Below are 22,929 nucleotides of genomic sequence, written 5' to 3'. Positions count from 1 at the left end.
CATTCAAAAACAAAGAAGAAGCCCGAGGATAATTATCCTCGGGCTTCTTCGATAACAAGCTGTTATTTCGTTGTATTTGCTGCTGTATCGGCTGCGCCTGCGCCTGCAGCTGTATCGGTTGCCGCGTTAGCCGAATCATCCAGCGAGTTGGTGATTTTGGCTTTAGACTTGAGGTCGGCAATCCAGGTCGACGCTTTGGAAGAAATGCCTTGCGTGATCAGCGTTTCCTTGATGTCAGCCTTCTTCTCGTCAAGTGTAGCCGTGTGAGCCGCTTTGCGGTCGGTAACCTTGATGATATGGTAGCCGTTGCTGGACTGCACGATGCCGCTCATTTCGCCCTTTTGCAGCTTGAACGCTGCTTCTTCAAACGGTGCTTCCATTACACCTTTGGCAAAGAAGCCAAGGTCGCCGCCGTTGTCCTTGGAGCCTGGGTCGATCGATTTCTCTTTTGCCAGCGTGGCGAAATCGGCGCCTCCCTTGAGCTGCTTCAGGATGCCTTCGGCTTCTTCCTTCGTTTTCACCAGAATGTGGGAAGCTTTGACTTCTTCCGGCGTGTTGAAGGATGCTTTATTTTCATCAAAATATTTCTTGATATCGTCGTCGGTCACTTTTACTTCCGGTTCGAGCAGCTTGCGGATTTGCACCTGCATGTTCATTTGCTTCTTCAGGTCTTCCACAGACATGCCCGACTGCTGCAGAGCCATCTGGAATTCCTCGTCGCTGCTGAAGCCCTTCTTGATATCGTCCATTTCCTTGGTAACATCGGCATCGGTTACTTTAATGCCTTTTTTGCTGGCTTCCTGGTTGACCAGCTCTTCCGTGATGAGGCTGTCCAGCGTCTGTTTGCCGCCGGCGTCCACCAGTGCGTCATAGAGCTTGTCCTTTTTAATGTCCGTGCCGTTGACCGTCGCTACCGTCGGGTTGCTACCCGAATTAAAAGGAGGCTTGATCAGCACAATGACGAGAATGACGGCAAGCACGAGCGATACGGCCATCCATACCTTGCCAGTTCCGCCGGACCATGCTTTCGGAGCAGGACCGGACGCCGCAGCAGACGCTTTGGGAGCAGGCGTCTTCTCTTTATTTGGCTTGGCCGGCGTCTCGCCGTCGCGCTTCATTTCGCTGAGGACCGGTGCGCCGCTCTCGGAAGGGGCTGCCGGTTTGCTGGTCCGTTCAGATGATTCCCCCGTTGTTTCGGTATTGTTCAGCTCTTCGTTGTTTAACGATTCTCTTTCTTTGTCTGTCATTAAATCTTGTCCTCCTTTAATATATGCAAAACGCTTATGGGTTCACTTTACCAGATTTGCCGTAAATAATCCTTAAGAAGACATAAATTGTGACAGATTTTTTTTAATCCTGTTTTAAGATTCGGCTGTTTGCGGCGGTTTTAATCAGGAAGCAGACGATGTGTCCAAATAAAAGACCGCTCCGGGCGGGAATGCCCATGGAGCGGCCTTAGCTACATGCTTTATTTTTGCCGTTCGATCGATACGGCGTGCGCAATACAAGGAATGCTCTCCTTCTGCTGATAGGAGAGGGGGGATAGCAGGGCGCCCGTTGCTACGACGAGGATGCGGTTCAGCTCGCCGCGCTGCATCCGGTTCAGCAGGTGGCCGTACGTCACGACCGCCGAGCAGCCGCAGCCGCTGGCCCCGGCCTGAACATTCTGTTTACCGTAATCGTAAATCATCATGCCGCAGTCCGAATAGGTCGTCTGATGAATCGGAATGTTATGCTTCTTCAGCAGATCGTTGGCGATTTGATACCCGACCTTGGACAGGTCGCCGGTAACGATCAGGTCGTAGTAACCCGGCTCGATCTGCAGGTCGCGGAAATGCGCTTCCATGGTGTCTACCGCTGCCGGCGCCATTGCCGCGCCCATATTGAACGGGTCGCTGATGCCCATGTCGACCACCCGGCCGATCGTGGCGGAAGTGACGTATGGCCCGTCCCCGTCCTGCGACAGGACGACCGCTCCGGCCCCGGTCACCGTAAACTGAGCCGTGGGGGGCTTTTGGGAGCCGTACTCGGTCGGATACCGGAACTGCTTCTCCACGCTGGCATTATGGCTGCACGTTCCGGAGAGCACGTATTTTGCCCCGCCCGAGTTGACGATATAAGAGGCCAGCGCGAGGCTCTCCATCGACGTGGAGCATGCGCCGAACAGGCCGAGATAAGGAATGGCCAGCGTTCTCGCGGAAAAGCTGCTGCTGATAATCTGGTTCATCAGGTCGCCGGCGAGAAAAAACTGGATTTGCCCCTCGGTCAGTCCGGCGTGCTGCACCGCCATTTTGGCCGCTTCCTCCATTAAAGCCTTTTCGGCTTTCTCCCAGCTGTCCTGTCCCAAATACATGTCGCCGTGGATAATATCGAAGTCGTCGGCCAGCGGACCCTGACCCTCAAACGGGCCGACGATCGCCGCTTTCGACTTGATGGAAGGCTTGTTCTCGAACACCCAGCTTTGATGGCCTTTCAGCATATGAATCCTTACCCCCCTACAATATTAGGATCAAAAATGATGTAGGCGATGCCGACGCAAAAGGCTGCGACCGAACCGAACACGATGACGGGTCCGGCAACCTTGAAGATGCTGCCGCCGAGGCCGAGCACGAGCCCTTCCCGGCGGTACTCGATCGCCGCCGAAGCCATGGCGTTGGCGAAGCCGGTGACCGGGACGGCGGTTCCAGCGCCCGCCCACTGGGCAATTTTGTCATATACCCCCAAGCTGGTGAGAATGACGGAGATGATGATCATGACGCCTACGGTCGGACTCGAGGCCGCCTTTTCCTCAAAGCCCCACCAGTGGATAAACATCTGCTGCACCGCCTGCCCGAGCAGGCAGATCAGGCCGCCGACGAGAAAGGCCCTGTATAAATTTTTGAACGTAAACTTGCTGGGCTCGCGCTTTTTGGCCAATTCCTGGTATTCCTGCTGGACAGGCGTCAGTTTCTTTTTCTTTTTGCTGACCATGATGCTTCACTCCTAACGGGTTAATAATGGCTTGACGTCCGAGATAACCTGCTCCAGCTGGGCGGACACCTGCTCGTACATCGCCTTGTTCTGCTCGTTTTTGGTTGAAAGTCCGTACATCTCCAGGTCCGCCTGGCATTTTTTGAGATCCGCAAACAGCATCGCTTTCTGCTGCGGCTCGGGAACCTTGATCTGATCGTCGAAGAGGTCGACGTACAGCTGTCCGTACGCATCCACCTGCCCGATAAAGACGTTGTCCAGCGATACGCCCAGTTTTTCGAGCTCGGTATGTACCCAGCGCCGGTTCAGGCCCCTTGTAGCCAACGGCTCGTCCATGATTTTGCCGTCCAGTATGACCGTCTGAGGCTCGCTCTCCGGCCCGACCTTGATGCCGAGATGGGTGGGGGTCAGCGGTTGATTTTCTTTTTTCATCAGCACGTTGATCTGTCCGTTCGGCTCCATGATCGCAAACTCAACCTCCGCCGCTTTAAAGGCGTTTTTCCCGCGGAGCTGCTCCATCAGCTCTTCGTTTGTCAGCCGCTCCTTCTTCAGATTGTCCTCCATAATCTTGCCGTCCTTGATCAGCACGGTACTGGTGCTGTCAATGAAATCCCTGGCTTTCTTGCTCTTTAACTGCAAAAATTCAATCATGAGCGAAACGGCTACCCACACGGCGAGGGAAATGACGCCAAGGTACCAGGTGGCTTTCAAATCAAGCGAGATGGAGGCCGCCAGGTCACCGATCGTGATCCCCGTAATGTACTCGAAGAAGGACAGCTGGGAGATTTGTCTTTTGCCCAAGAGACGGGTCAAGGCAAACAGAAAGACCACAGAAGCCAAAGTCCGAACGATAACCTCTATCCAATCCGGCATATCTATAAATACCTCCATTCCAGATCTTTGCTTTAAACGCGGATAACAAAATTATTTGCAGCATCTTCTCGTTTTATGAATTTTTTGATTTCAGGCAGGTTAGATTATGTTTCGTACTTATCCTGTAAAGGAGGTGAAAGTAACAATGACCGTTGCATCCCAAGTCAAAACGACACTTGCATCCCTGAAAAGCGCCCAAGCCAGCTTGGAGACGTTTGCTCTCAGCACGCAAAACCAGGAAGCTAAAAACCTGTTCACTCAAGCTGCCCAACAAACCCAGCAAATCGTGCAGCAGGTGGAAAGCCGGGTACAACAGCTTGAAAACGAGGAGCCTCAATATAAAGGATTCTAATTCTTTAATTGAACCCCCATATCAGGCCATACCGCTCCAGTCCAATAACGTTTTGCCTTAAGCACCGGTTTTGCCGGTGCTTTTTGCTTATGCTGCAGCTGACAAATTCTGCTTCCGGATAAGCGTGACAAAGGCCGGGTCTTCATGGATAATATTAAAGTCATACCGCATGGCAGAAGCGGGGGTTTATAGAGAGAGGAGTACATATAGATATGAGAGCAAATCAAGGACGGCTGAATAAGCTGCTAGTTATGAGCCTGGTGCTGGGCGTACTGTTCGTGATCATGATGGTCCTGGTCGGAGCGGACCGGATCGCCTGGTTTGACCAATCAATCATCGATGCAGTTCAGGGGATGGAGAATGAGGGGTTGACCCGAATCATGAAGGGCTTCACCTTCCTTGGGTCATCGCTCGTGGCGACGCTGCTGAGCGTGATCGCATTCCTGTTTCTGTGGCTGGTTTTGCGGCACCGCAAGGAGCTGCTGATGTTTCTCTTGTCCGTGGGAGGATCGGAAATTTGGAATATCATCATCAAAAATTGGATGCAGCGGCAGCGCCCCGACACACACAGGCTGATCGAAATCAGCGGATTCAGCTTTCCGAGCGGGCACTCGATGGCTGCGTTCGCCCTGTACGGGACGCTGACCTACTTGCTGTGGAGGCATATTCCCGCGCTGGCCGGAAGAATTGCAATGATCGTTATCGGGGTGGCCCTGACGCTGCTGATCGGGATCAGCCGGATCTATCTCGGGGTGCATTATCCGAGCGACGTCTTCGGCGGGTATTTGGCGAGCGCAACGTGGCTGATGCTGTCCATTTATATCTTTGAAAAGTACTGGAAGCCAAGGCCATAGGCGCCAGGAAATGAAAACCGTACATCAGGCGGCAGAAACTTGCATGAAAACGCCTCGCTCGCGTAATATGATTGCATAAAGATCTTTTAAAGGAAAGGGTGTATGGCTTCGGTCCGATGACGTCGCTAAGAGATTTTGTTCAACTGCCTGCCGTTAAAAAAGTGATGGTCCTCATTTTGCTCGTGCTGTTTTTGTATGTCTTCCGGAGCATGATGAACCTCATTCTGATTACCTTCATCATTACGTACCTGGTAAACCGGATTCATTCGTCGCTCACCCGGCGGTTTACGAACCGAATGGGAATCAGCAAGAAGATTGCCGTACTAATTATCTATGCCATCTTTCTTGGAGCCCTGTCGATCGGAACCTATCAATATGCTCCGAAGCTGCTGGGTGAACTGAACGTGCTGATCAACCAGGTGATTTCGTTCTACAGCAAGCCGCTGGAGCTTACCGACAATAAAGTCATCGACTACGTGCTGGAGTACATCCATAAGATTGATATTTCGCAGTACGTCAAGCAGGGCTACAACCTGCTGACCGGAACGATCTCCAACATCGGCAAGGTCGGCATCAATTTTGCCATCGCGATCATCATGAGCTTGTTCTTTATGCTGGAGAAAGAGAAAGTGACCCATTTCACGGATAAGTTCAGAAGCAGCAAATTTGCCTACTTTTATGATGAATTAGCTTATTTCGGGAAAAAATTTACGTTTTCTTTCGGAAAAGTGATCGAGGTCCAGTTTTTGATTTCCATTATTAACGCAGCGGCTTCCACGCTGTTTCTGTGGATCCTCGGATTTCCCAACCTGTTCGCTCTCGGGCTGATGATCTTCCTGCTCGGCCTCGTGCCGGTCATGGGGGTGATCGTCTCACTGGTGCCTCTGTGTGCCATCGCGTTCAGCATCGGCGGAGTGATGAAGGTCGTTTACGTCCTGATCATGGTGGCCGTCCTGCACGCGTTCGAGGCATACGTCATGAATCCGAAGTTTATGTCGGATAAAACGCATCTGCCGATATTTTATACGTTTGCTGTACTGATCATCTCCGAGCACTTCTTTGGGGTGTGGGGGCTTATTCTCGGCGTGCCGGTGTTCATGTTCCTGCTGGATCTGCTGGAGGTGCCGGTCAACGGGCCGAAAGATGAACCCGCTGGAGCCGCCAAGAAGAACAAAAAAATACCACACAAAAAATCCTAACGGTTGAAGTTAGGATTTTATTGTGCGGATATCGTTGCGTTAGATGTGCGAGTAGGAACCCGGCTGCGTGCGGTCCGAGTGCGGGCGGTACGTCCGCTCGGTAAACCGCTTCAAGGAAGCGGGCAGCTTCTGCTTGAGCTGATCGGCACGCTCCTGGGTCATTTTGCCGGCTTTGACGGCGGCATCGATTTTGGAGCTTTGGACGGCTGTCATCTTCTTGACGAGCTCGTCGCCGCTCCAGCCTTTTTTCTCCTTGGCGATCTGCTGCAGCGTTTTGCCCTGCTTCCATTCCTTGCTGAGATCCTGGACGCTCATGCCGAGCAGATCCGCAGCGTCTTTAAGCAGAATGTACTTACGGCCGTGATGTCCATGGCGGATGTGATGGCCGTTCTCCTTCCGGTCCTGATCCGGCGTAGCTATATGGGCAGATGGGGAGTCGTCCGTTTGGGGAGTAACAGGCGCCGGGTCGGCGAATGCCATGCCGTGGGATCCTGCGAACACGATGCAGGCCAGCGTACCGGCCAGCAGCGCGTTTTTGATTGGATTCATGTGTCAGTTCACCTCTTGGTTGAATTGGGTCATGCTTTATTTTTTCTGTCCTATTATGCGCCTGATTTGGAAAAACATACATGTATATTCAAAGATGCTGGGCCCTCGGCCCCGGCTGTAATATTTGGTTTGGTATCACAAAGGGCTTCACCGGGTAATTAATTCGGGAAGACGATACAATATGTACTATATAGAACAATGAAAACTTTAGTTCAATCTATACATCGATGGAATTAGGAGGGGTGAGCGTGACTTTTGGCGCGAGGATGTTAAAGACGGGAATCGCGGTTACCCTCGCTTTATATATCAGCATTTGGCTTAACTTGTCTTCGCCGGTGATGGCGGCTGTGGCGGCCATCTTTGCCATGCAGCCGTCGATTTACCGCTCATGGCGGTACTTTCTGGACCAGCTCCAGACCAATACACTGGGAGCCGTTCTGGCACTGCTGGCAGGCCAGGTGTTCTCGAACGAGCCGATTGCCGTCGGCCTGGTGTGCATCCTGGTCATCATGATATGTCTTAAACTGAAGATGGGCGATACGATCGGCCTGACGCTGGTTACGGTCATTGCCGTGATGGAGGCCTCCGGGCAATGGCAGTTTGCGCTGACCCGGTTTTCACTCAGCTTGATCGGCATCGTTTCGGCCTTTTTAATTAATATTTTGCTGTTTCCGCCGAAGCCCAAGCAGCAGTTTATCGGGCAGATCCAAAATACGTTCGACCGGATGTCGCTGCTCATGCGGACGGCCATTTCGGACGAAATCAAGGAAAATGTGTTCCGTGATAAAAAGCGCGAGCTGGAGGATGCCATCAAATCGCTGTCGAGCAAATATCAGCTGTTTGAAGAGGAGCAGAAGAAGATGAAGCGGGCCTCCTTCAGCCAAACCCGGCTGCTGGTCGTCTATAAGCAGATGCTGAATGCTCTGCGGAAAGGGCTCGAAGTGCTGGACGCGGTGGAGGAGCATTATTTCCAGTCGGACCGGGAAGCCGGCATTGACCGGATCTTTGACGAACAGCTGGAGCGGCTGATCAAGTTTCACGAGCACATCCTGCTCAAATTCGAGGAGAAACTCAAGCCGAACTGCCTGGAAGCGTCGCAGCTGGACCAGGAAAACACCGCGTTTATCCAGGGCGTGCTGAGCCTGGCCATCGAGGAACCCGAAGGCAGACTGCGTTTGTCCATCGTGGGGGCCACGATGTACGATTACGGGTATCAGCTGGAGCGGCTTAACCGTTTGGTTGAGCATTATCACAAAACCGATGACGATGAATCCGGATTTTGGGCATCGTGGATTAAAAAATAAAAGGAATGCATAAACCCCGGTCATCTGCGGCAGAAAAGCAGTTGACCGGGGTTTTAAATTTCAAGCCTTCAGATCGATCAGCGGCAGCTTCACGATAAACGCCGTTTCCGCCGTGCTGCTCGAAGCATAAATCTGTCCGTCATGCAGCTCGATGATGCTTTTGACGATGGCCAGCCCCAAACCGGCGCCGCCGGTGTCCAGGGAACGCGATTTCTCGACGCGGTAGAAGCGTTCGAAAATATAAGGGAGGTCCATCGGCGGGATCGGCGGTCCGTAGTTGATGACCCGGACCTCGGCCTCCTGCTCCGACTTCTTGGCCTCGACCCGGATCTGCTTCCCGTCATTACCATAGCGCATCGCATTGGTAATGAGGTTCTCAAACGCCTGCATGATCTTGTCGCCATCGGCCTGGATCATCAGCTTCTCCTGTGGCGGCGAGAAGACGATCTCCATGTCCTGGTTGCGCAGCTGGAGCGAAAATTCCGCGGTCAGCTGACCGATCAGCTGCACGAGATCGATAGGGGTGCGGTGCAGCGGAATTTGGCCGAAGCCCATCCGGGTATAGTCGAACAGATCGTTCACGAGCCGATTCATCCGTTTGGATTTCTCATAGGCGATATTGACATAGTACCGCAGCTCCACCTCGTCCTTGTATTTGTCTTCCTCAATCAGCCGGAGATAGCCGATGATCGACGTCAGGGGCGTGCGGAGATCGTGGGAAACGTTGGTGATCAGATCGTTTTTGGCCTGGGTCGCCAGACGCTCCTCCTCCCTGGAGGCTTCCAGCTGGGAGACCAGCGCGTTGATCTGCCCGGCGAGCAGCCCGAGCTCATCCTTGGAGCGAACCGGAATCTGGACATCCGTATTGCCGGAAGACATGCGCTGAACTCCGCGGATGATATTGGTCAAATTCCGGGTCGTGCCCCAGCTTAGAATCATGCAGTAAAAAATGAACAGCATAATGACGACGACGGCCTGCCACACGGAAAACCCGAAAATCCGGTTGACCCGGATGATCGCTTCCACAAAGGGATACAGCGCTTTGAAATGATCGTCGTACACCGCCTGCAGGATCGGCTTGACGATCACCAGCGTAGCGAACGTCAGGGCGACGCTGAGGAAAAATAACGTGACGATTTTCCACTGCAGCTTGTTAAATATGCTACGCATCGATTTTATAGCCAACTCCCCACATGGTTTGGATCAGCTTGTAGCCCAGTTCTTTCTCCAGCTTGTCGCGGAGGTTGCTGATGTGAACCATGACCGTATTGTTGGAGACGTAATACTTCTCCTTCCAGACCCGCTGGAAAATTTCCTCGGCGCTGAACACTCTTCCCGGATGGGAGGCGAGGAGGTGGAGAATATCGAATTCACGGCCGGTGAGCTGTACGTCGGTCCCGCGGGCAGTTACCTTATGGGAAGTCCGGTTGATCTCCACATCGTGAATCCGAAGGGTGGAATCCGTCTGTTCTTTCGCTTCATTATATTGAAAAGAACGCCGGAGGAGCGTTTTGACCCTCACGGTCAGTTCCAGCGGATTAAACGGCTTGATCATGTAATCGTCGGCGCCCGTCATCAGGCCGAGGATTTTGTCCATATCTTCGGTCTTGGCGCTGAGCATCAGAATCGGAATGGTCGACTCATTCTCCCGAACCTGGCGGCAGACCTCAAGGCCGTTCAGTTTGGGCATCATCACGTCCAGCACGATGAGGTCGACCGGCTGCTCGTTCAGCAGCTGGAGCGCCTCCTCGCCATGATAGGCGCAGATGACGTGAAAACCTTCATTTTGCAAATAAATCGAAATCAGATTGGCGATTTCCTTGTCGTCGTCGACGACCATAATGTTGCGCATGCATAAACCTCCATCAGTGCTTGTCTATAAGTTCGAGACGGCATGGACCGTTCGGGTCAGCCAGCTGCGGGCAGGATGGTCCGCATGCTCAAAGGCGTAATCGAACATGGCCGCGGCGTCCTGGAACCGGGTCTCGGTGTCGGGCGCTCCCATAACAACGGCAATGACCCGCTTGCCGTCCTTTTCGGTCGTTCCGGTAAAGCAGTACCCGGCCCGCTCCGTATACCCGGTTTTGAAGCCGTCGTTGCCCGGATAGGCGTAAGGCTCGCCGGGGAGCATCGCGTTGGTCGTATGCAGCGTAATTCGTTTCTCGGGGATGCTGACATCGGCCTTCTGCGTAATATTTAAAATTTCGGGGTAGGAATCAATGAGGCACTTCGCCAGTTTGGCCACATCCTGCGCGCTCAGCATCGTCTCTCCCCGCGAAGACGCCGACTTGAACTGCCGCAGATCGCTTGAAGTCAGTCCGGTCGCATTAGCGAAAACGGCTTGGGGGGACAGGCCGATGTCCTTGGCCCTGGCGTTCATCCGTTTGACGAACTCTTTCTCGCTGCCGCCGATATGTTCGGAAATGGCCACCGCCGCATCGTTGGCGGAGTGCACGACCATCGCTTCAAACAGCTGGCGCAGCGTCAGCGTCTCGCCTTCGCGGAGTCCGATCTCGGAACCCGTCACGTTCGCGGCATACCGGCTGGCGGTGACGGGTTCATCCCAGGTGCTTCGCCCCTGATGGATGCTGTCCAGCACGAGCAGCTCCGTCATCATTTTGGACATGCTGGCCGGCGGGAGTGATTGAGACCCGTTATGCTCATAATATACCTTTCCGCTCTCCGCATCCATAAGAACGGCTGCCTGCGCCTTGATCGTAATCATGGGAAACCGGATCAGGCTGACGGCCGCGGCGACCGTCAAGCTCGACAGCAGCGCCAGCGCAATCAGTTTTCTTTTTTGCTTTTGCTTTGATTTCATGGCAACATACCTCGTTTATCCGTTTTGAATACCTTTCATTCTTTTACCAGTCTAACCATCAAACTTTAATTGCCCTACAAGAAAATCTTAAGAAATGTAAAGTTTTCGTCCCTGTTCGGATATATAATATGACTAACCTAATGCCGTCCGGCAGAATGGATAAAGCTACAGACATCGATCGAGATAGAGAGAATGGAGGGTTTACAATGCACAACAACACTTGGAAAAGACTCCCGATGGCCGACTGCGTCCGGGATTTGGTCGCCACCGCCCGCGGGGACCGCAAAGCAAGCCTCGTCATTCTGAACGTGAGACTGGTCAACGTCTTGTCAGGCGAAATCGTGCCGGAGATGTCCATTGCGGTGCAGGGGCCGCGGATCGCTTATGTAGGCAAGGACGTGAGCCATACCATCGGCGAAGGGACCGTGGTCATTGATGCCGGAGGCAAATATGCAGCACCCGGACTGCTGGACGGACATTGTCATATTGAGAGCACGCAGCTTACGGCAACCGAATTCGCCAGAGCGGTGCTTCCGCTGGGCACGACCGGCGGGTTTTTCGATGCGCATGAAATTTCGAACGTCCTCGGACTGCCGGGCCTTCGCTTCATGCTGGAGGAAGCCAGAACGACGCCTCTGGCCGCCTATATGCAGGTCGCATCCTGCGTGCCGTCGACCCACCCCGGGCTGGAAACCACCGGGGCTTACATCGGGCCAGAAGAAGTGGCGGAAGCGCTCAGCTGGGGGCCGGATATGATCGGATTGGGCGAAGTGATGAACTTTCCCGGCGTCGTATACGGCGACGACAAAATGATCGGGGAGATCGAGGCGACGCTGCGGGCCGGGAAATACGCGGACGGCCACTTTACATGGAGCTCCGGGGATTGGAGGCTTCCGGTGTATGCGGCAAGCGGCATTAACGGAGACCATGAATGCGTGAGTGCGGAGGATGTCATCGAGCGCGTCCGGCTCGGCATGTACGCCAAGATGCGGCAGGGCTCGGCCTGGCATGACGTTGCGGCCACCATCAAGGCGCATACCGAAGGCGGCCTGGATACCCGGCGCATGATTCTGGTCACGGACGACCGTAGCTCTGAGTCGCTGATGAACGAAGGGCATATGAATTTTGTCGTCCGCCACGCCATTGCGCAGGGCGTCAAGCCGGTAACGGCCTTCCAGATGGCCACGATCAATACGGCCGAACGGTTCGGGGTGGCCAGAGACATCGGGGCGATCGCTCCCGGGCTCTGCGCGGACATCATTTTGCTGGACGGGAATTTGGCCGACGTGAACGTCACGATGACGATCGCGGCCGGACAGGTTGTGGCGGAGGAAGGCCGGATGACCGCCGAGTGGGAGCCCTATGCCATACCGGCAGAGGCGTACGGGACCGTCAAATTGGGGCGTCCGATAGAAGAACGGGATTTGGTCATCGCCGCGCCGCAGACGGGCGGAACGGTTGAGGTCCGGGCGATTGGGGTCGTGGAGAACCATGTGGAGACGAAGGAAACGTGGGTGAACGTGCCGGTGGAAGATTCGACGCTTCGCGTTACGCCGGAGAGCGGCCTCTGCAAAATGGCGGTATTTGAACGCCACGGTCAAGGCGGAGGCCATGCGCTCGGCATCGTGGCGGGGATCGGCTTTGAAGAACCGGCAGCCATCGCAATGACCGTGGCCCATGACAGCCATAACGTAACGGTCATCGGCAATGATGACCGGCTGATGGCGCAGGCGGGAAACCGCGTGGCCGAGATGCAGGGCGGCGTCGTGATGCTCACGCGCACGGGCCGGACGGAGTTTCCGCTGCCGGTCGGCGGCCTGATGTCCGATCAGCCGTTTGAAACGGTCGCGAGCCAGTCCGAAGCGATCAGCCAGGCGCTGATTCAGTCCGGCTGCCTGCTGAACAACGCGTTCATGACGCTGTCGCTTCTGGCGCTGGTCGTCATTCCGGAGCTGCGGCTGTCGGATAAAGGGCTGGTCCGAATTTCGGCGGAAGGCATTGAGATTGTGCCGCTGTTCCGGAGCTAAGCAAGGAATTTGATGAGGGGCAGACAACATACGAACCGGCGGGCGCCATATATGGCCCGCCGGTCTTTTTTGGCGAGGCAAAGATTGGGTGAAGTAAAAGGAAACGGACGGGCTGTCCGCGAATTATAATAAGATACAGGTTGAGTCACGAAGAAAATCGGGGCGATGCCACAGCCCTCCTGGAAGAACGAGGTACGCCAAAAAGGGGAGCCTTCGGCTCCCCTTATCCTGCATTGATTTACAATTCAAAAGTTGGTAATATAGAACTTGTGACTCTAAAACGAAACAAATAAAAATAATAATCCTATACGGATTTTATCACATTGGGATGGGTTTGTCAAACATAAAAAAGGGGATGGATATCGGCATGGATTTAAACGATCAGGACTGGCAGCAGAAGCAGGAGCGGGTTACTCAGGTCACCGGGAAAATCGCCCGCCGCAAAAAAGCGCTTGAAGCGGAGGTCGGGACGGTCCGGGGAGATGTCGTGGAGCTGAGAAAGGATTTCTGGGATGAGGTCCGCGTCAACTTCAGCAGCGCCGACGACCTCGGAGAGACCTCGACCAGCTTGCGGCAGCAGTCCCAGGTGCTGTCGGAGCGCGAGCGCAGCCATCTGCAGGCTTTTGAATCCTTGAAGAAGCTGCGGCTGCTGGAGAAATCGCCGTATTTCGGCCGGATAGATTTTACGGAAAACGGTCAGAAGCAGACGGAACAGATTTACCTTGGCATCGCTTCGTTCCTGGATGACGACCAGGAGACCTTCCTCGTGTACGACTGGCGGGCTCCCGTCTCCAGCCTGTACTACGACGGTGCGCCCGGGGCGGCTTCCTACCAAACACCCGGCGGCGAAATTGAAGGGACGATGGAGCTGAAGCGTCAGTTCGTCATTAAGGACGGCAGGATCGACGTCATGTTCGACACCGGCGTCACCATCGGCGACGAGCTGCTGCAGCAGGTGCTCAGCCACAGCTCCGACAGCCAGATGAAAAGCATCGTGGCGACGATTCAGAAGGAGCAGAACGCCGTGATCCGGAACGACAAGAGCCGGATGCTGGTCGTGCAGGGGGCGGCCGGGAGCGGCAAGACGTCTGCGGCCCTGCAGCGCGTCGCCTATCTGCTCTACAAATACAGGGAAATTCTGAAGGCCGATCAGGTGCTTCTGTTTTCCCCCAACCCGCTGTTTAACAGCTATGTCTCCACCGTCCTGCCGGAGCTGGGCGAGGAGAACATGATGCAGACGACGTTCCAGGCGTACCTGGAACACCGGCTCAGCAAGGAATACGACCTGGAAGACGTGTTTTCGCAAATGGAGTCGATTCTGAATGCGGAGGAAGGGGAATGGCTCGAGAATAAAAAGGCGTCGATTGCCTTCAAGGCCTCGCCGGCGTTTCTGAATATCATCCGCAGCTACAAGGATTATCTGGAGCATGACGGCATGATCTTTAAGCCGATCCGCTTCAAGGGGCATCTTATCGTTTCGGCTGAAGCGATGAAGGAGAAATTTTACAGCTATGACCCTGCGGTTCGCCTGGCCAACCGGATCGAGCTGATGCGGGAGTGGCTGCAGAAGGAGCTTGCCGCCTTTGCGAAGCAGGAGCGGAAGGCGGCCTGGGTCGATGACCAGATTGAGCTGCTCAGCGCGGAGGAATACCAAAAGGCGTACACTCATGTCCGCAGAAAGCTTGCGTCCAAAAAAGACACCTTCGACGATCACGAGCGCGAACGGAACCTGCTGGCCAAAATGATCGTCAACGAGTGGCTGAAGCCGGTTCGCAAATGGATCAAGCGCAAGCGGTTCGTCGACGTCAAGGCGCTGTACCGTGAGCTGTTCGTCAATGAGGAGCTGTTTACCAGGGTCAGCGGTACAGGCGATCTGCCGGAGCGGTATCATGAGATCGGCGCCCAGACAGTTCAGGATCTCATGGAGGGAAGGCTGTCCTACGAGGATGCGACGCCATATCTGTACATGCAGGAGCTGATGAAAGGCTTCCAGGTCAACAGCTTGATCCGGCATGTGTTCATCGACGAAGTTCAGGATTATTCTCCGTTCCAGCTGGAATACCTCAAGCGGCTGTTTCCGCGGGCGCGCATGACAGCGCTGGGCGACCTGAATCAGGGAATCTACCCGCATACCGGTGTACTCGGCGGGAGTTTGGCGTCGCTGCAAGAGCTGTATGGCCCGGAAGAGACGGAGGTCATTTCGCTGACCCGCAGCTACCGTTCGACGTATGAGATCGTGGATTTTACCCGGAGCATGATGCCGGGCGGGGAAGCGATCGTGCCGTTTAACCGGAACGGGGAGAAGCCGCTCGTACGGGTTCAACAGGACCGGGAAGAGCTTCATGACCGGATCGTCACGGACATTATGGAGCTGAACGCCAAAGGCTACGAGCACACGGCCATCATCTGCAAAACGGCGGAGGAGTCCGAGACGGTCTACGAAGCGCTGAAGGACCGCCTGCCACTGAAAAAGATCACGAAAACGACCCCTTCCTTCGCTAACGGGACGCTGGTCATTCCATCCTACTTGGCAAAAGGGGTCGAGTTTGATGCGGTCATCATCTATGACGCGTCGGAAGGCCAATACAGCCGGGAGTCCGAGCGGAAGCTGTTCTATACGGCCTGTACCCGGGCGATGCACCAGCTCCATGTATACAGCCTGGGCGAGCCCAGCCGCTTCATCACGGATGTGGCGGAGAATAAATACGTTTTGGCATAGAATCAGGCATGGACCGGTAGTTCCGCCATATCCGGCGGGTTCATACCGGTTCCGTCAGCACGTAAGCCTGTTCCTCGAACGGCTTGCGGTATTTGGACGGGGTACAGCCTTTATGATGCTTGAAGACGGTAATGAAGTAGCTGAGGTTGTCAAACCCGACATCCATGGCGACCTCGACGATTTTTTTGTCGGTGTTCTCCAGCAGCTTACACGCCTTGAGCACCCGGTAGTGGTTGACGTATTCCACCGGGCTCTTCTGGGTCATCTGTTTGAAAAAGCGGCAGAAATGCCCTTCGCTCATGTTGATCTGTCCAGCCAGCTCTTTGAGCTTAAGCGGCTCGGCGTAATGATCATGTATATAATGAAGCGCGGTCTTCAGCCGCTCCACCTTGTCATGGCTTCCGGTGGGGCGGCTTTTGCTGTTTTCACCCAGCGGAGCCTGGGCCGACAGCAGGGCGAAGATCCGGAGCAGATGTGCTTTCGTCGACAGCTCGTAAGCCGGCACTTTGGCTTCGTTTTCGAGGATAATCCGGTGCAGCGCTTCCAAAATATCCTTTTCCCATTCCGAGTTTCCGGTGATGTGCTGTCGCGGCATAAAGCTTTTTTTCATCAAGGGATCGATATATTTCTCCTGAATGATGTCAAAGTCCCGGCTGCTGAGCAGATCGGCGCTGAACACGACCGCTGAAAAGATGCACGGTTCTTCCGAGGCCAGCATCCCGGAGTGAATTTCCCCGCTGTTGACGAATAATGCTTCGCCTGCCCGGACCTTCACATACGTCATATCGAGCTGAAAGACGGCGCTGCCTTGATGCAGCACGATGAATTCCATCTCGTCATGCCAGTGGCAGTCCAGAATGCTCTGCCCGTTGAGCTGCTCGACTCTGGGGTAGATGCTGACGGGATACAGAGGATGTCCGTGCACGCGATTTTCCCTGAGTGTTTCTCGATTCATATGATGTCACTTCCATTTCTAGCAAATATCAATATATTAATATATTTGGTCAAAATAACGTAAGAAATCTCTTCATTAGATCAATATTATTATAGTATAAACTCTAGGAGGGACGAAACATGAAATTCACGGACGGTTACTGGTTGATCCGGGAAGGCTACAACGTACAAAACCCTGCGGACATCCGCGATATTACCCATACAAGCGACTCCATGACGGTTTTCGCGGCGACAAAAATCATTGCGACCAAGGGCGACACGCTGAACGGTACGCTGCTCAAGGCCGACTTCAGCTCCCCGATGCCGGATGTGATCCGCGTCAAGCTGTTTCATCATAAAGGGAAAATAAACAAAGGACCTGCGTTCGAATTGTTCCCAAGCGAGACCGATGTGCAAATTTCGGTGGACGAAGAGACCGCGGTGCTGACCAGCGGCCAGCTGAGCGTGCAGGTCAACCGCAAGCAGGGCTGGAACATCGATTTCAACTATGCCGGCAAGCGGATTACCGGCAGCGGCTGGAGAGCGCCTGCCTATATCCAGGATCCGGATAAAAAAGCGTACTACCGCGAGCAGCTTGACCTGGGCGTCGGTGAGTACATCTACGGCCTCGGCGAACGCTTCACCCCGTTTGTGAAGAATGGCCAAGTGGTGGAAATCTGGAACGAGGACGGCGGCACGAGCAGCGAGCAGTCGTACAAAAACATTCCGTTTTATTTGTCCAGCAAGGGCTACGGCGTGTTCGTCAACCATCCGGAAAAGGTATCTTATGAGATTGCTTCTGAAAACGTATCCAGAGTGCAGTTCAGCGTCGAAGGCGAATATCTGGAATACTTCATCATCGGCGGCTCCACGCCGAAGGACGTGCTGGACAACTATACGAAGCTGACGGGCAAGCCTGCGCTTCCGCCGGCCTGGACATTCGGATTATGGCTGACGACATCCTTTACGACGGATTACGATGAAGCGACCGTCAACCACTTCGTGGACGGCATGGCCGAACGCGATCTGCCGCTCTCCGTCTTTCATTTCGACTGCTTCTGGATGAAGGAATACCAGTGGTGCGATTTTGAGTGGGACAAGGATATGTTCCCGGATCCGGAAGGCATGCTGAGACGGCTGAAAGACAAGGGGCTGAAGATCTGCGCCTGGATCAACCCGTACATCGCGGAAAAATCGCACCTGTTCGATGAAGGCATGGAGAACGGTTACCTGGTGAAAACGCCGGACGGTTCTGTATGGCAGTGGGATTTGTGGCAGGCCGGCATGGGTCTGGTGGACTTCACGAATCCCGACGCGGTGAAATGGTACAAGAGCAAGCTCGAAATGCTGATCGACCAGGGTGTCGACTGCTTCAAAACCGACTTCGGCGAAAGAATTCCGACCAACGTCGTTTATTTCGACGGATCCGATCCGGTTAAAATGCACAACTACTATACCTTCCTGTACAACAAGGCGGTATTTGAAGTGCTGGAAGATAAGCTGGGCAAAGGGGAAGCTGCTTTGTTCGCCCGTTCGGCCACGGTCGGCGGCCAGCAGTTCCCGGTTCACTGGGGCGGCGACTGCTCCGCAACGTACGAATCGATGGCGGAGACGGTCCGCGGCGGCCTGTCGCTCGGCCTGTCCGGCTTCGGCTTCTGGAGCCATGATATCAGCGGCTTCGAAAATACGGCTCCGCCGGATATTTACAAGCGCTGGGTACAGTTCGGCCTGCTCTCGTCCCACAGCCGCCTGCACGGCAGCACATCGTACCGGGTGCCTTGGCTGTTTGACGAAGAGGCGGTCGACGTGGTGCGCAAGTTCACGAAGCTGAAATGCAGCATTATGCCTTACCTCTACAACTCGGCGGTGGAATCCACGGTACGTGGCCTGCCGATGATGAGAGCCATGGTGCTGGAGTATCCGCAGGATCCGACCTGCTTCACGCTGGATACGCAGTACATGCTGGGCGATTCGATTCTGGTGGCGCCGATCTTCAATAAAGAAGGCGACGTCCAATATTACCTGCCGGAAGGCAAGTGGACGAACTACCTGACAGGCGAGGTGCTGGAAGGTAACCGGTGGTACAGCGAGAACCACGGGTACATGACCCTGCCGATGATGATTAAGCCGAACACCCTCCTTGCGGTGGGCAAAGAAGACAGCAGACCGGACTACGACTATGCCGACGGCGTCTCGCTGCATCTGTTCGAGCTCGGCGACGGCGCTTCGGCGCAGGCCGACATCGTGAACACGCTGGCCGAACAAGAGCTCAGCGTAACCGCATCCCGCAGCGGCAATGTCATCGAAGTGAAGGCCTCCGGGGCCGGCAAGCCTTGGACGCTCGTGCTCCGCGGTATCAGCGAAGTGGCGTCCGAAGTGGCGTCCGTAGATCAGGGTACGGCGGCAAGCGGCGAACACGGTGCAGTTATTACACCTGCGGCCGGCGCTTCTTCCGTCACAATCACATTAAAGTAACGGGCTGCTGAGGCAGCTTAGGGATAGAACCGGACCGCAGATGGCTGCGGTCCGGTTTTTTTAGATATCAGAGCATTAGTCGTGTTTTAAGCCGAATCGAGGGGATGTAATTACCAAGCCTGAACTGGGAGCGCATGCATATCCGTGACTGAAAAGAACCACAATAAAACATGATTTATCATCGAACGTAAAGGTGGTTTTGTCATGGAAGACAAAAAATGGGATCTGGTGGCACTTGCCTCGATACCGCTTATTATGACGCTTGGCAATTCCATGTTAATTCCCATTTTGCCCGAGATATCGCAAAAGCTGCACGTCAGCGCCTTTCAGGTCAGCATGCTGATCACGGTGTTTGGCGTTGTGGCGATCGTGCTGATTCCGATTGCGGGTTATTTATCGGACCGGTTCGGACGCAAAACCGTCATTATCCCCAGCTTGATTATTGCCGCGGCGGGAGGAGCGATATCGGGGGCAGCCGCCTGGTGGACGGACGGAGCCACCGCTTACTGGGTCATTCTTGCGGGCAGATTCCTGCAGGGTATCGGTGCAGCGGGCGCTTTCCCGATCGTGCTTCCGCTTGTAGGCGATATGTTTGATGATGAAGACGATGTCAGCAAAAGCTTGGGGATCATCGAAACTTCGAATACGTTCGGCAAAGTGGTCAGTCCGATTCTCGGATCCGCGCTGGCTCTGCTCGTTTGGTTTTTGCCTTTTCTCGCGATCCCCGTGCTGTGCATCATCTCGCTGATCATGGTCGCTTTTTTAGTGAAAACGCCTAAGAAGAAAAACGAAAACAAAACGTCAATCAAGGAATTTCTGTCTGACACCAAGGATATTTTGCGTGAAAAAGGGCGCTGGCTGTACGCCATTTTCGCCATTGGCGGAATCAGCATGTTTATAACGTTCGGCGTGCTGTTTTTTTTATCGGAGACGCTGGAAACGAAGTACGGCATGCACGGCATCGTTAAAGGCCTCGTGCTGGCAATTCCGCTCGCGGTGTTATGTCTGTGCTCGTTTATCGCCGGGAAAGTCATCGGCAAAAACAAAAAGCGTATGAAGTGGACCGGCTTTGCAGGCATGGTGCTGCTGACGGCCGGACTGGTTATTGCCGGTTTCAGCAGCCAGATTACGTTTCTTCTGATCTTTTTTTCGGTCTGCGGAGCAGGCATCGGTACTACCCTCCCCTGCATGGACGCACTGATCACCGAAGGGATTGAGGAAAAGCAGCGCGGAACGATTACTTCTCTATACAGCAGCATGAGGTATATCGGGGTATCTCTCGGCCCTCCGGTCGTGTCCCTGCTTATGAAGAGCACCCACTGGATTCTGTTTGGTACGATGGCTGTGGTAGCGGCGATTGGCGTTCTGCTGACCCTGCTGGCCGTGAAGCCGAAGGAAAACAGCAGCAAGCCGGAGGATTCGGGCCGCAGCTCCCGAAGCAAGGGGCGGCGCGGAATCGGGTTGAGCAGACGGGTTGGTGCCCGCTGACGGTGATCTTGGAATAACAAATGAATATGGATGAGGCCTGGCCGAATGAACGCGGCAGGTTCGGAAAATGTTTGCATTTTTCGGATCTGCTGCGTTTTTATTTGTTTTTCGATGAAAAGGGGGTATAAAAACAAAGCATAGTCTGCTATAATCAAACCAATACAAATACAAACAAACAAAAACAAAAGAACTTATTGGAGGTTGTCCTTATCATGGTACAAAATCAATGGAATTCCGATGAAGCTTCCCGGCAGAAAGCCGGCGTCGACCAGCTGGTGTACCGGTCCAACCTGATCGGCAGCGACCGCAGTGTCTGCAACTGGGGCGGCGGCAACACGTCGCTGAAGACGGTGGAGCAGGACTTTCGCGGCCGTGATGTGGAGGTCATGTGGGTAAAAGGAAGCGGTTCGGACCTGGCGACGATGAAAGCGCAGCATTTTACCGGCCTGCGGCTTGAGGATATTCGTCCGCTAATTGAACGTGATGAAATGTCGGATGAGGAGATGGTGGCTTACCTGTCCCACTGCATGATCGACAGCAAGCATCCGAGAGCGTCGATCGAGACGCTGCTGCATGCATTCCTTCCGTATCCGCACGTCGACCATACCCACCCGGATGCGATTATCAGCTTGTGCTGCGCGGATAACGGCAAAGAAATCGCCCAAGAAATTTACGGCGATACGTTCGTATGGGTACCGTATATCCGTCCCGGGTTTACGCTGTCCAAAATGATCGCTGAGGGCGTCCGGAACAATCCGAATGCCCAGCTGGTGCTGATGGAGAAGCACGGTCTGGTGACATGGGGCCAGACGTCCGAGGAATCTTACAACCAGACGATCGCCATGATCCAAAAAGCGGAAGCGTATATTGCCGCAAAAGTACAGGAAGAGAAGGTGTTTGGCGGGCAAAAGACGGCGGCGCTGGCGCCTGAGAAGCGCAAAGCCCTTCTGGCCGAAGTGCTGCCTGTGATCCGCGGCGCGGTCAGCGACAGCAAAAAAATGATCGTCACCTACGACGATGCCGAAGACGTGCTGCAGTTCGTCAACAGCCGGGACGCGAAGGAGCTCTCCCAGGTGGGAGCGGCCTGTCCGGATCATTTGGTGCACACGAAGCGGGTTCCGCTGTATATCGACTGGGATCCGGCAAACGGTGATACCGATTCCCTCAAAGCGGCGGTGCGTCATGGCGTCGAAGCCTATAAGGAAGAGTACAAGGCCTATTTTGAACGGAACAAAAATGAGGGCGATGTCATGTCCGAAGCGGCTCCGCGCGTCATCCTCATTCCGGGGATCGGCATGGTCAACACCGGCAAGAGCCTGGATATGGCAGGGGTCAGCGGAGCTCTGTACCATCGGGCGATCGCGGTGATGAAAGGTTCTACGGCCCTGGGACAATTCGTATCCTTAAGCGAGAACGAATCCTACAACGTGGAATATTGGCCGCTTGAGCTTTACAAGCTGTCCCTGGCTCCGGCGGAAGCGGAATTCTCCCGCAAGATCGCCTTTATTACCGGCGGCGCAGGCGGCATCGGAAGCGAAACGGCGCGCCGCTTCGTGTCCGAGGGAGCTCATGTCGTCCTGGCCGACCTGAACCTGGAAGGCGCCGAACAGGTGGCCGCCGAGATCAATGCCAAATACGGCGAGGGCCGGGCAAAGGCGGTCAAGATGGACGTAACCCAGGAGGACATGGTCAGGGAAGCTTTGGCCGAAACGGCTTTGACCTATGGCGGCGTGGACATCATCGTCAACAATGCCGGGCTTGCCACTTCGAGTCCGTTTGACGAAACCTCCCTGAAGGAATGGAATCTGAACATGAACGTGCTCGGCACGGGTTACTTCCTGGTAGCCAGAGAAGCGTTCAAGCAGATGAAGGAGCAGGGGATCGGCGGCAGCATGGTGTTTGTCGGCTCCAAAAATTCGGTGTACGCCGGCAAGAACGTGACGGCCTACAGCTCCGTCAAGGCGCTTGAAGCCCACCTGGCCCGCTGCATCGCGGCTGAGGGCGGAGAATACGGCATCCGTGTCAACACGATTTTACCGGATGCGATCCTGCAGGGATCGGCCATCTGGAACTCCAACTGGCGGAACGAGCGGGCCGCGGCCTACGGCATCGAGCCGGATCAGCTGGAAGAGCATTACCGCAAGAGAACGACGCTGCTGGTCAACATTTATCCGAAGGACGTGGCCGAAGGGATTGCCTACTTCGCTTCCTCCAAGTCGGAGAAGACGACCGGCTGCATGCTGACGATCGACGGCGGCGTACCGGCAGCGTTTACCCGGTAGGCGGTCGGTCTTACAGGGGAAACTGGCGCAGATTGCACGTCTGATAGAAGGGAGCAGGTACCAGCTGAACAGGCATGTTTGGC

18 protein-coding genes are annotated in these 22,929 nt (G+C 54.6%); 9 read left to right on the top strand and 9 right to left on the bottom strand.

Features of this window, described 5'->3' with window-relative positions; all coding sequences use genetic code 11:
• Positions 1–62 precede the first annotated feature (62 nt).
• The 4 genes from C7820_RS13630 to C7820_RS13615 form a co-directional block, all read right to left on the bottom strand.
• On the bottom strand, positions 63–1,247 hold the full coding sequence (locus tag C7820_RS13630) for a foldase protein PrsA (RefSeq protein WP_116231331.1): 1,185 nt from the start codon (positions 1,245–1,247) through the stop codon (positions 63–65).
• 221 nt (positions 1,248–1,468) lie between these two features.
• Entirely contained in the window at positions 1,469–2,479 is a 1,011-nt protein-coding gene (spoVAD, locus tag C7820_RS13625; protein ID WP_076168471.1) for a stage V sporulation protein AD, read from the bottom strand.
• A gap of 8 nt (positions 2,480–2,487) precedes the next feature.
• Positions 2,488–2,970 (bottom strand): stage V sporulation protein AC, encoded by a 483-nt coding sequence (gene spoVAC / locus C7820_RS13620; protein WP_116231330.1) that lies wholly within the window; start codon positions 2,968–2,970, stop codon positions 2,488–2,490.
• Positions 2,971–2,982: 12 nt separating this feature from the next.
• Positions 2,983–3,843 carry a DUF421 domain-containing protein gene (locus tag C7820_RS13615; RefSeq protein WP_116231329.1) on the bottom strand — a complete coding sequence of 287 codons (861 nt, stop codon included), beginning with the start codon at positions 3,841–3,843 and terminating at the stop codon, positions 2,983–2,985.
• A gap of 145 nt (positions 3,844–3,988) precedes the next feature.
• Here C7820_RS13615 and C7820_RS13610 point away from each other — a divergent pair, with 145 nt between their 5' ends.
• From C7820_RS13610 to C7820_RS13600, 3 genes are all read left to right on the top strand, one after another.
• Positions 3,989–4,195 carry a DUF1657 domain-containing protein gene (locus C7820_RS13610; RefSeq protein ID WP_116231328.1) on the top strand — a complete coding sequence of 69 codons (207 nt, stop codon included), beginning with the start codon at positions 3,989–3,991 and terminating at the stop codon, positions 4,193–4,195.
• Positions 4,196–4,407: 212 nt separating this feature from the next.
• Positions 4,408–5,049 (top strand): phosphatase PAP2 family protein, encoded by a 642-nt coding sequence (locus C7820_RS13605; protein ID WP_258875227.1) that lies wholly within the window; start codon positions 4,408–4,410, stop codon positions 5,047–5,049.
• 116 nt (positions 5,050–5,165) lie between these two features.
• Positions 5,166–6,248, top strand: a complete 1,083-nt coding sequence (locus tag C7820_RS13600) for an AI-2E family transporter (RefSeq protein ID WP_116231774.1) — start codon at positions 5,166–5,168, stop codon at positions 6,246–6,248.
• A gap of 39 nt (positions 6,249–6,287) precedes the next feature.
• Here the strand turns inward: C7820_RS13600 and C7820_RS13595 are convergent, their stop codons facing one another.
• Complete coding sequence (locus C7820_RS13595) at positions 6,288–6,797, bottom strand: hypothetical protein (protein ID WP_116231327.1); 510 nt, start codon at positions 6,795–6,797, stop codon at positions 6,288–6,290.
• Between the two features lie 248 nt (positions 6,798–7,045).
• Here C7820_RS13595 and C7820_RS13590 point away from each other — a divergent pair, with 248 nt between their 5' ends.
• The gene (locus tag C7820_RS13590; RefSeq protein WP_116231326.1) at positions 7,046–8,101 is read left to right on the top strand and encodes an aromatic acid exporter family protein; all 1,056 of its coding nucleotides are present in this window, start codon (positions 7,046–7,048) and stop codon (positions 8,099–8,101) included.
• A gap of 60 nt (positions 8,102–8,161) precedes the next feature.
• Here C7820_RS13590 and C7820_RS13585 read toward each other — a convergent pair whose 3' ends face one another.
• From C7820_RS13585 to C7820_RS13575, 3 genes are read right to left on the bottom strand one after another with little or no spacing between them, the layout of a single operon-like run.
• The gene (locus C7820_RS13585) at positions 8,162–9,271 is read right to left on the bottom strand and encodes a sensor histidine kinase (RefSeq protein ID WP_116231325.1); all 1,110 of its coding nucleotides are present in this window, start codon (positions 9,269–9,271) and stop codon (positions 8,162–8,164) included.
• Positions 9,264–9,953: a response regulator transcription factor gene (locus C7820_RS13580; RefSeq protein WP_116231324.1), complete on the bottom strand. Its 690-nt coding sequence runs from the start codon at positions 9,951–9,953 to the stop codon at positions 9,264–9,266. The genes C7820_RS13585 and C7820_RS13580 overlap by 8 nt, the downstream gene beginning before the upstream one ends.
• A 24-nt stretch (positions 9,954–9,977) precedes the next feature.
• Positions 9,978–10,922 carry a D-alanyl-D-alanine carboxypeptidase family protein gene (locus C7820_RS13575; protein ID WP_116231323.1) on the bottom strand — a complete coding sequence of 315 codons (945 nt, stop codon included), beginning with the start codon at positions 10,920–10,922 and terminating at the stop codon, positions 9,978–9,980.
• Positions 10,923–11,128: 206 nt separating this feature from the next.
• On the opposite strand from C7820_RS13575, the gene C7820_RS13570 reads away from it, so the two are divergent.
• Together C7820_RS13570 and helD are read left to right on the top strand one after the other, a co-directional pair.
• The gene (locus tag C7820_RS13570) at positions 11,129–12,949 is read left to right on the top strand and encodes an adenine deaminase (protein ID WP_116231322.1); all 1,821 of its coding nucleotides are present in this window, start codon (positions 11,129–11,131) and stop codon (positions 12,947–12,949) included.
• Positions 12,950–13,316: 367 nt separating this feature from the next.
• On the top strand, positions 13,317–15,668 hold the full coding sequence (gene helD, locus C7820_RS13565; protein WP_116231321.1) for an RNA polymerase recycling motor HelD: 2,352 nt from the start codon (positions 13,317–13,319) through the stop codon (positions 15,666–15,668).
• A gap of 40 nt (positions 15,669–15,708) precedes the next feature.
• Here the strand turns inward: helD and C7820_RS13560 are convergent, their stop codons facing one another.
• Positions 15,709–16,623 (bottom strand): AraC family transcriptional regulator, encoded by a 915-nt coding sequence (locus tag C7820_RS13560; protein WP_116231320.1) that lies wholly within the window; start codon positions 16,621–16,623, stop codon positions 15,709–15,711.
• Positions 16,624–16,742: 119 nt separating this feature from the next.
• Between C7820_RS13560 and yicI the strand changes: the two genes are divergently transcribed.
• The 3 genes from yicI to C7820_RS13545 all read left to right on the top strand — a co-directional run bounded on the left by yicI (position 16,743) and on the right by C7820_RS13545 (position 22,846).
• Entirely contained in the window at positions 16,743–19,076 is a 2,334-nt protein-coding gene (yicI, locus tag C7820_RS13555) for an alpha-xylosidase (protein ID WP_116231319.1), read from the top strand.
• A gap of 204 nt (positions 19,077–19,280) precedes the next feature.
• On the top strand, positions 19,281–20,564 hold the full coding sequence (gene bcbE / locus C7820_RS13550) for a bacillibactin exporter BcbE (protein WP_116231318.1): 1,284 nt from the start codon (positions 19,281–19,283) through the stop codon (positions 20,562–20,564).
• 212 nt (positions 20,565–20,776) lie between these two features.
• Positions 20,777–22,846, top strand: coding sequence for a bifunctional aldolase/short-chain dehydrogenase (locus C7820_RS13545; protein ID WP_116231317.1), 2,070 nt, complete (start codon positions 20,777–20,779; stop codon positions 22,844–22,846).
• The last annotated feature ends 83 nt before the right edge of the window (positions 22,847–22,929 follow it).

This window comes from Paenibacillus sp. VMFN-D1 (genome assembly GCF_003386155.1).
Lineage (GTDB): Bacteria > Bacillota > Bacilli > Paenibacillales > Paenibacillaceae > Paenibacillus_AQ > Paenibacillus_AQ favisporus.
The sequence above is the reverse complement of the archived record's forward strand: the minus strand, read 5'-3'. Positions and strand labels throughout refer to the sequence as shown.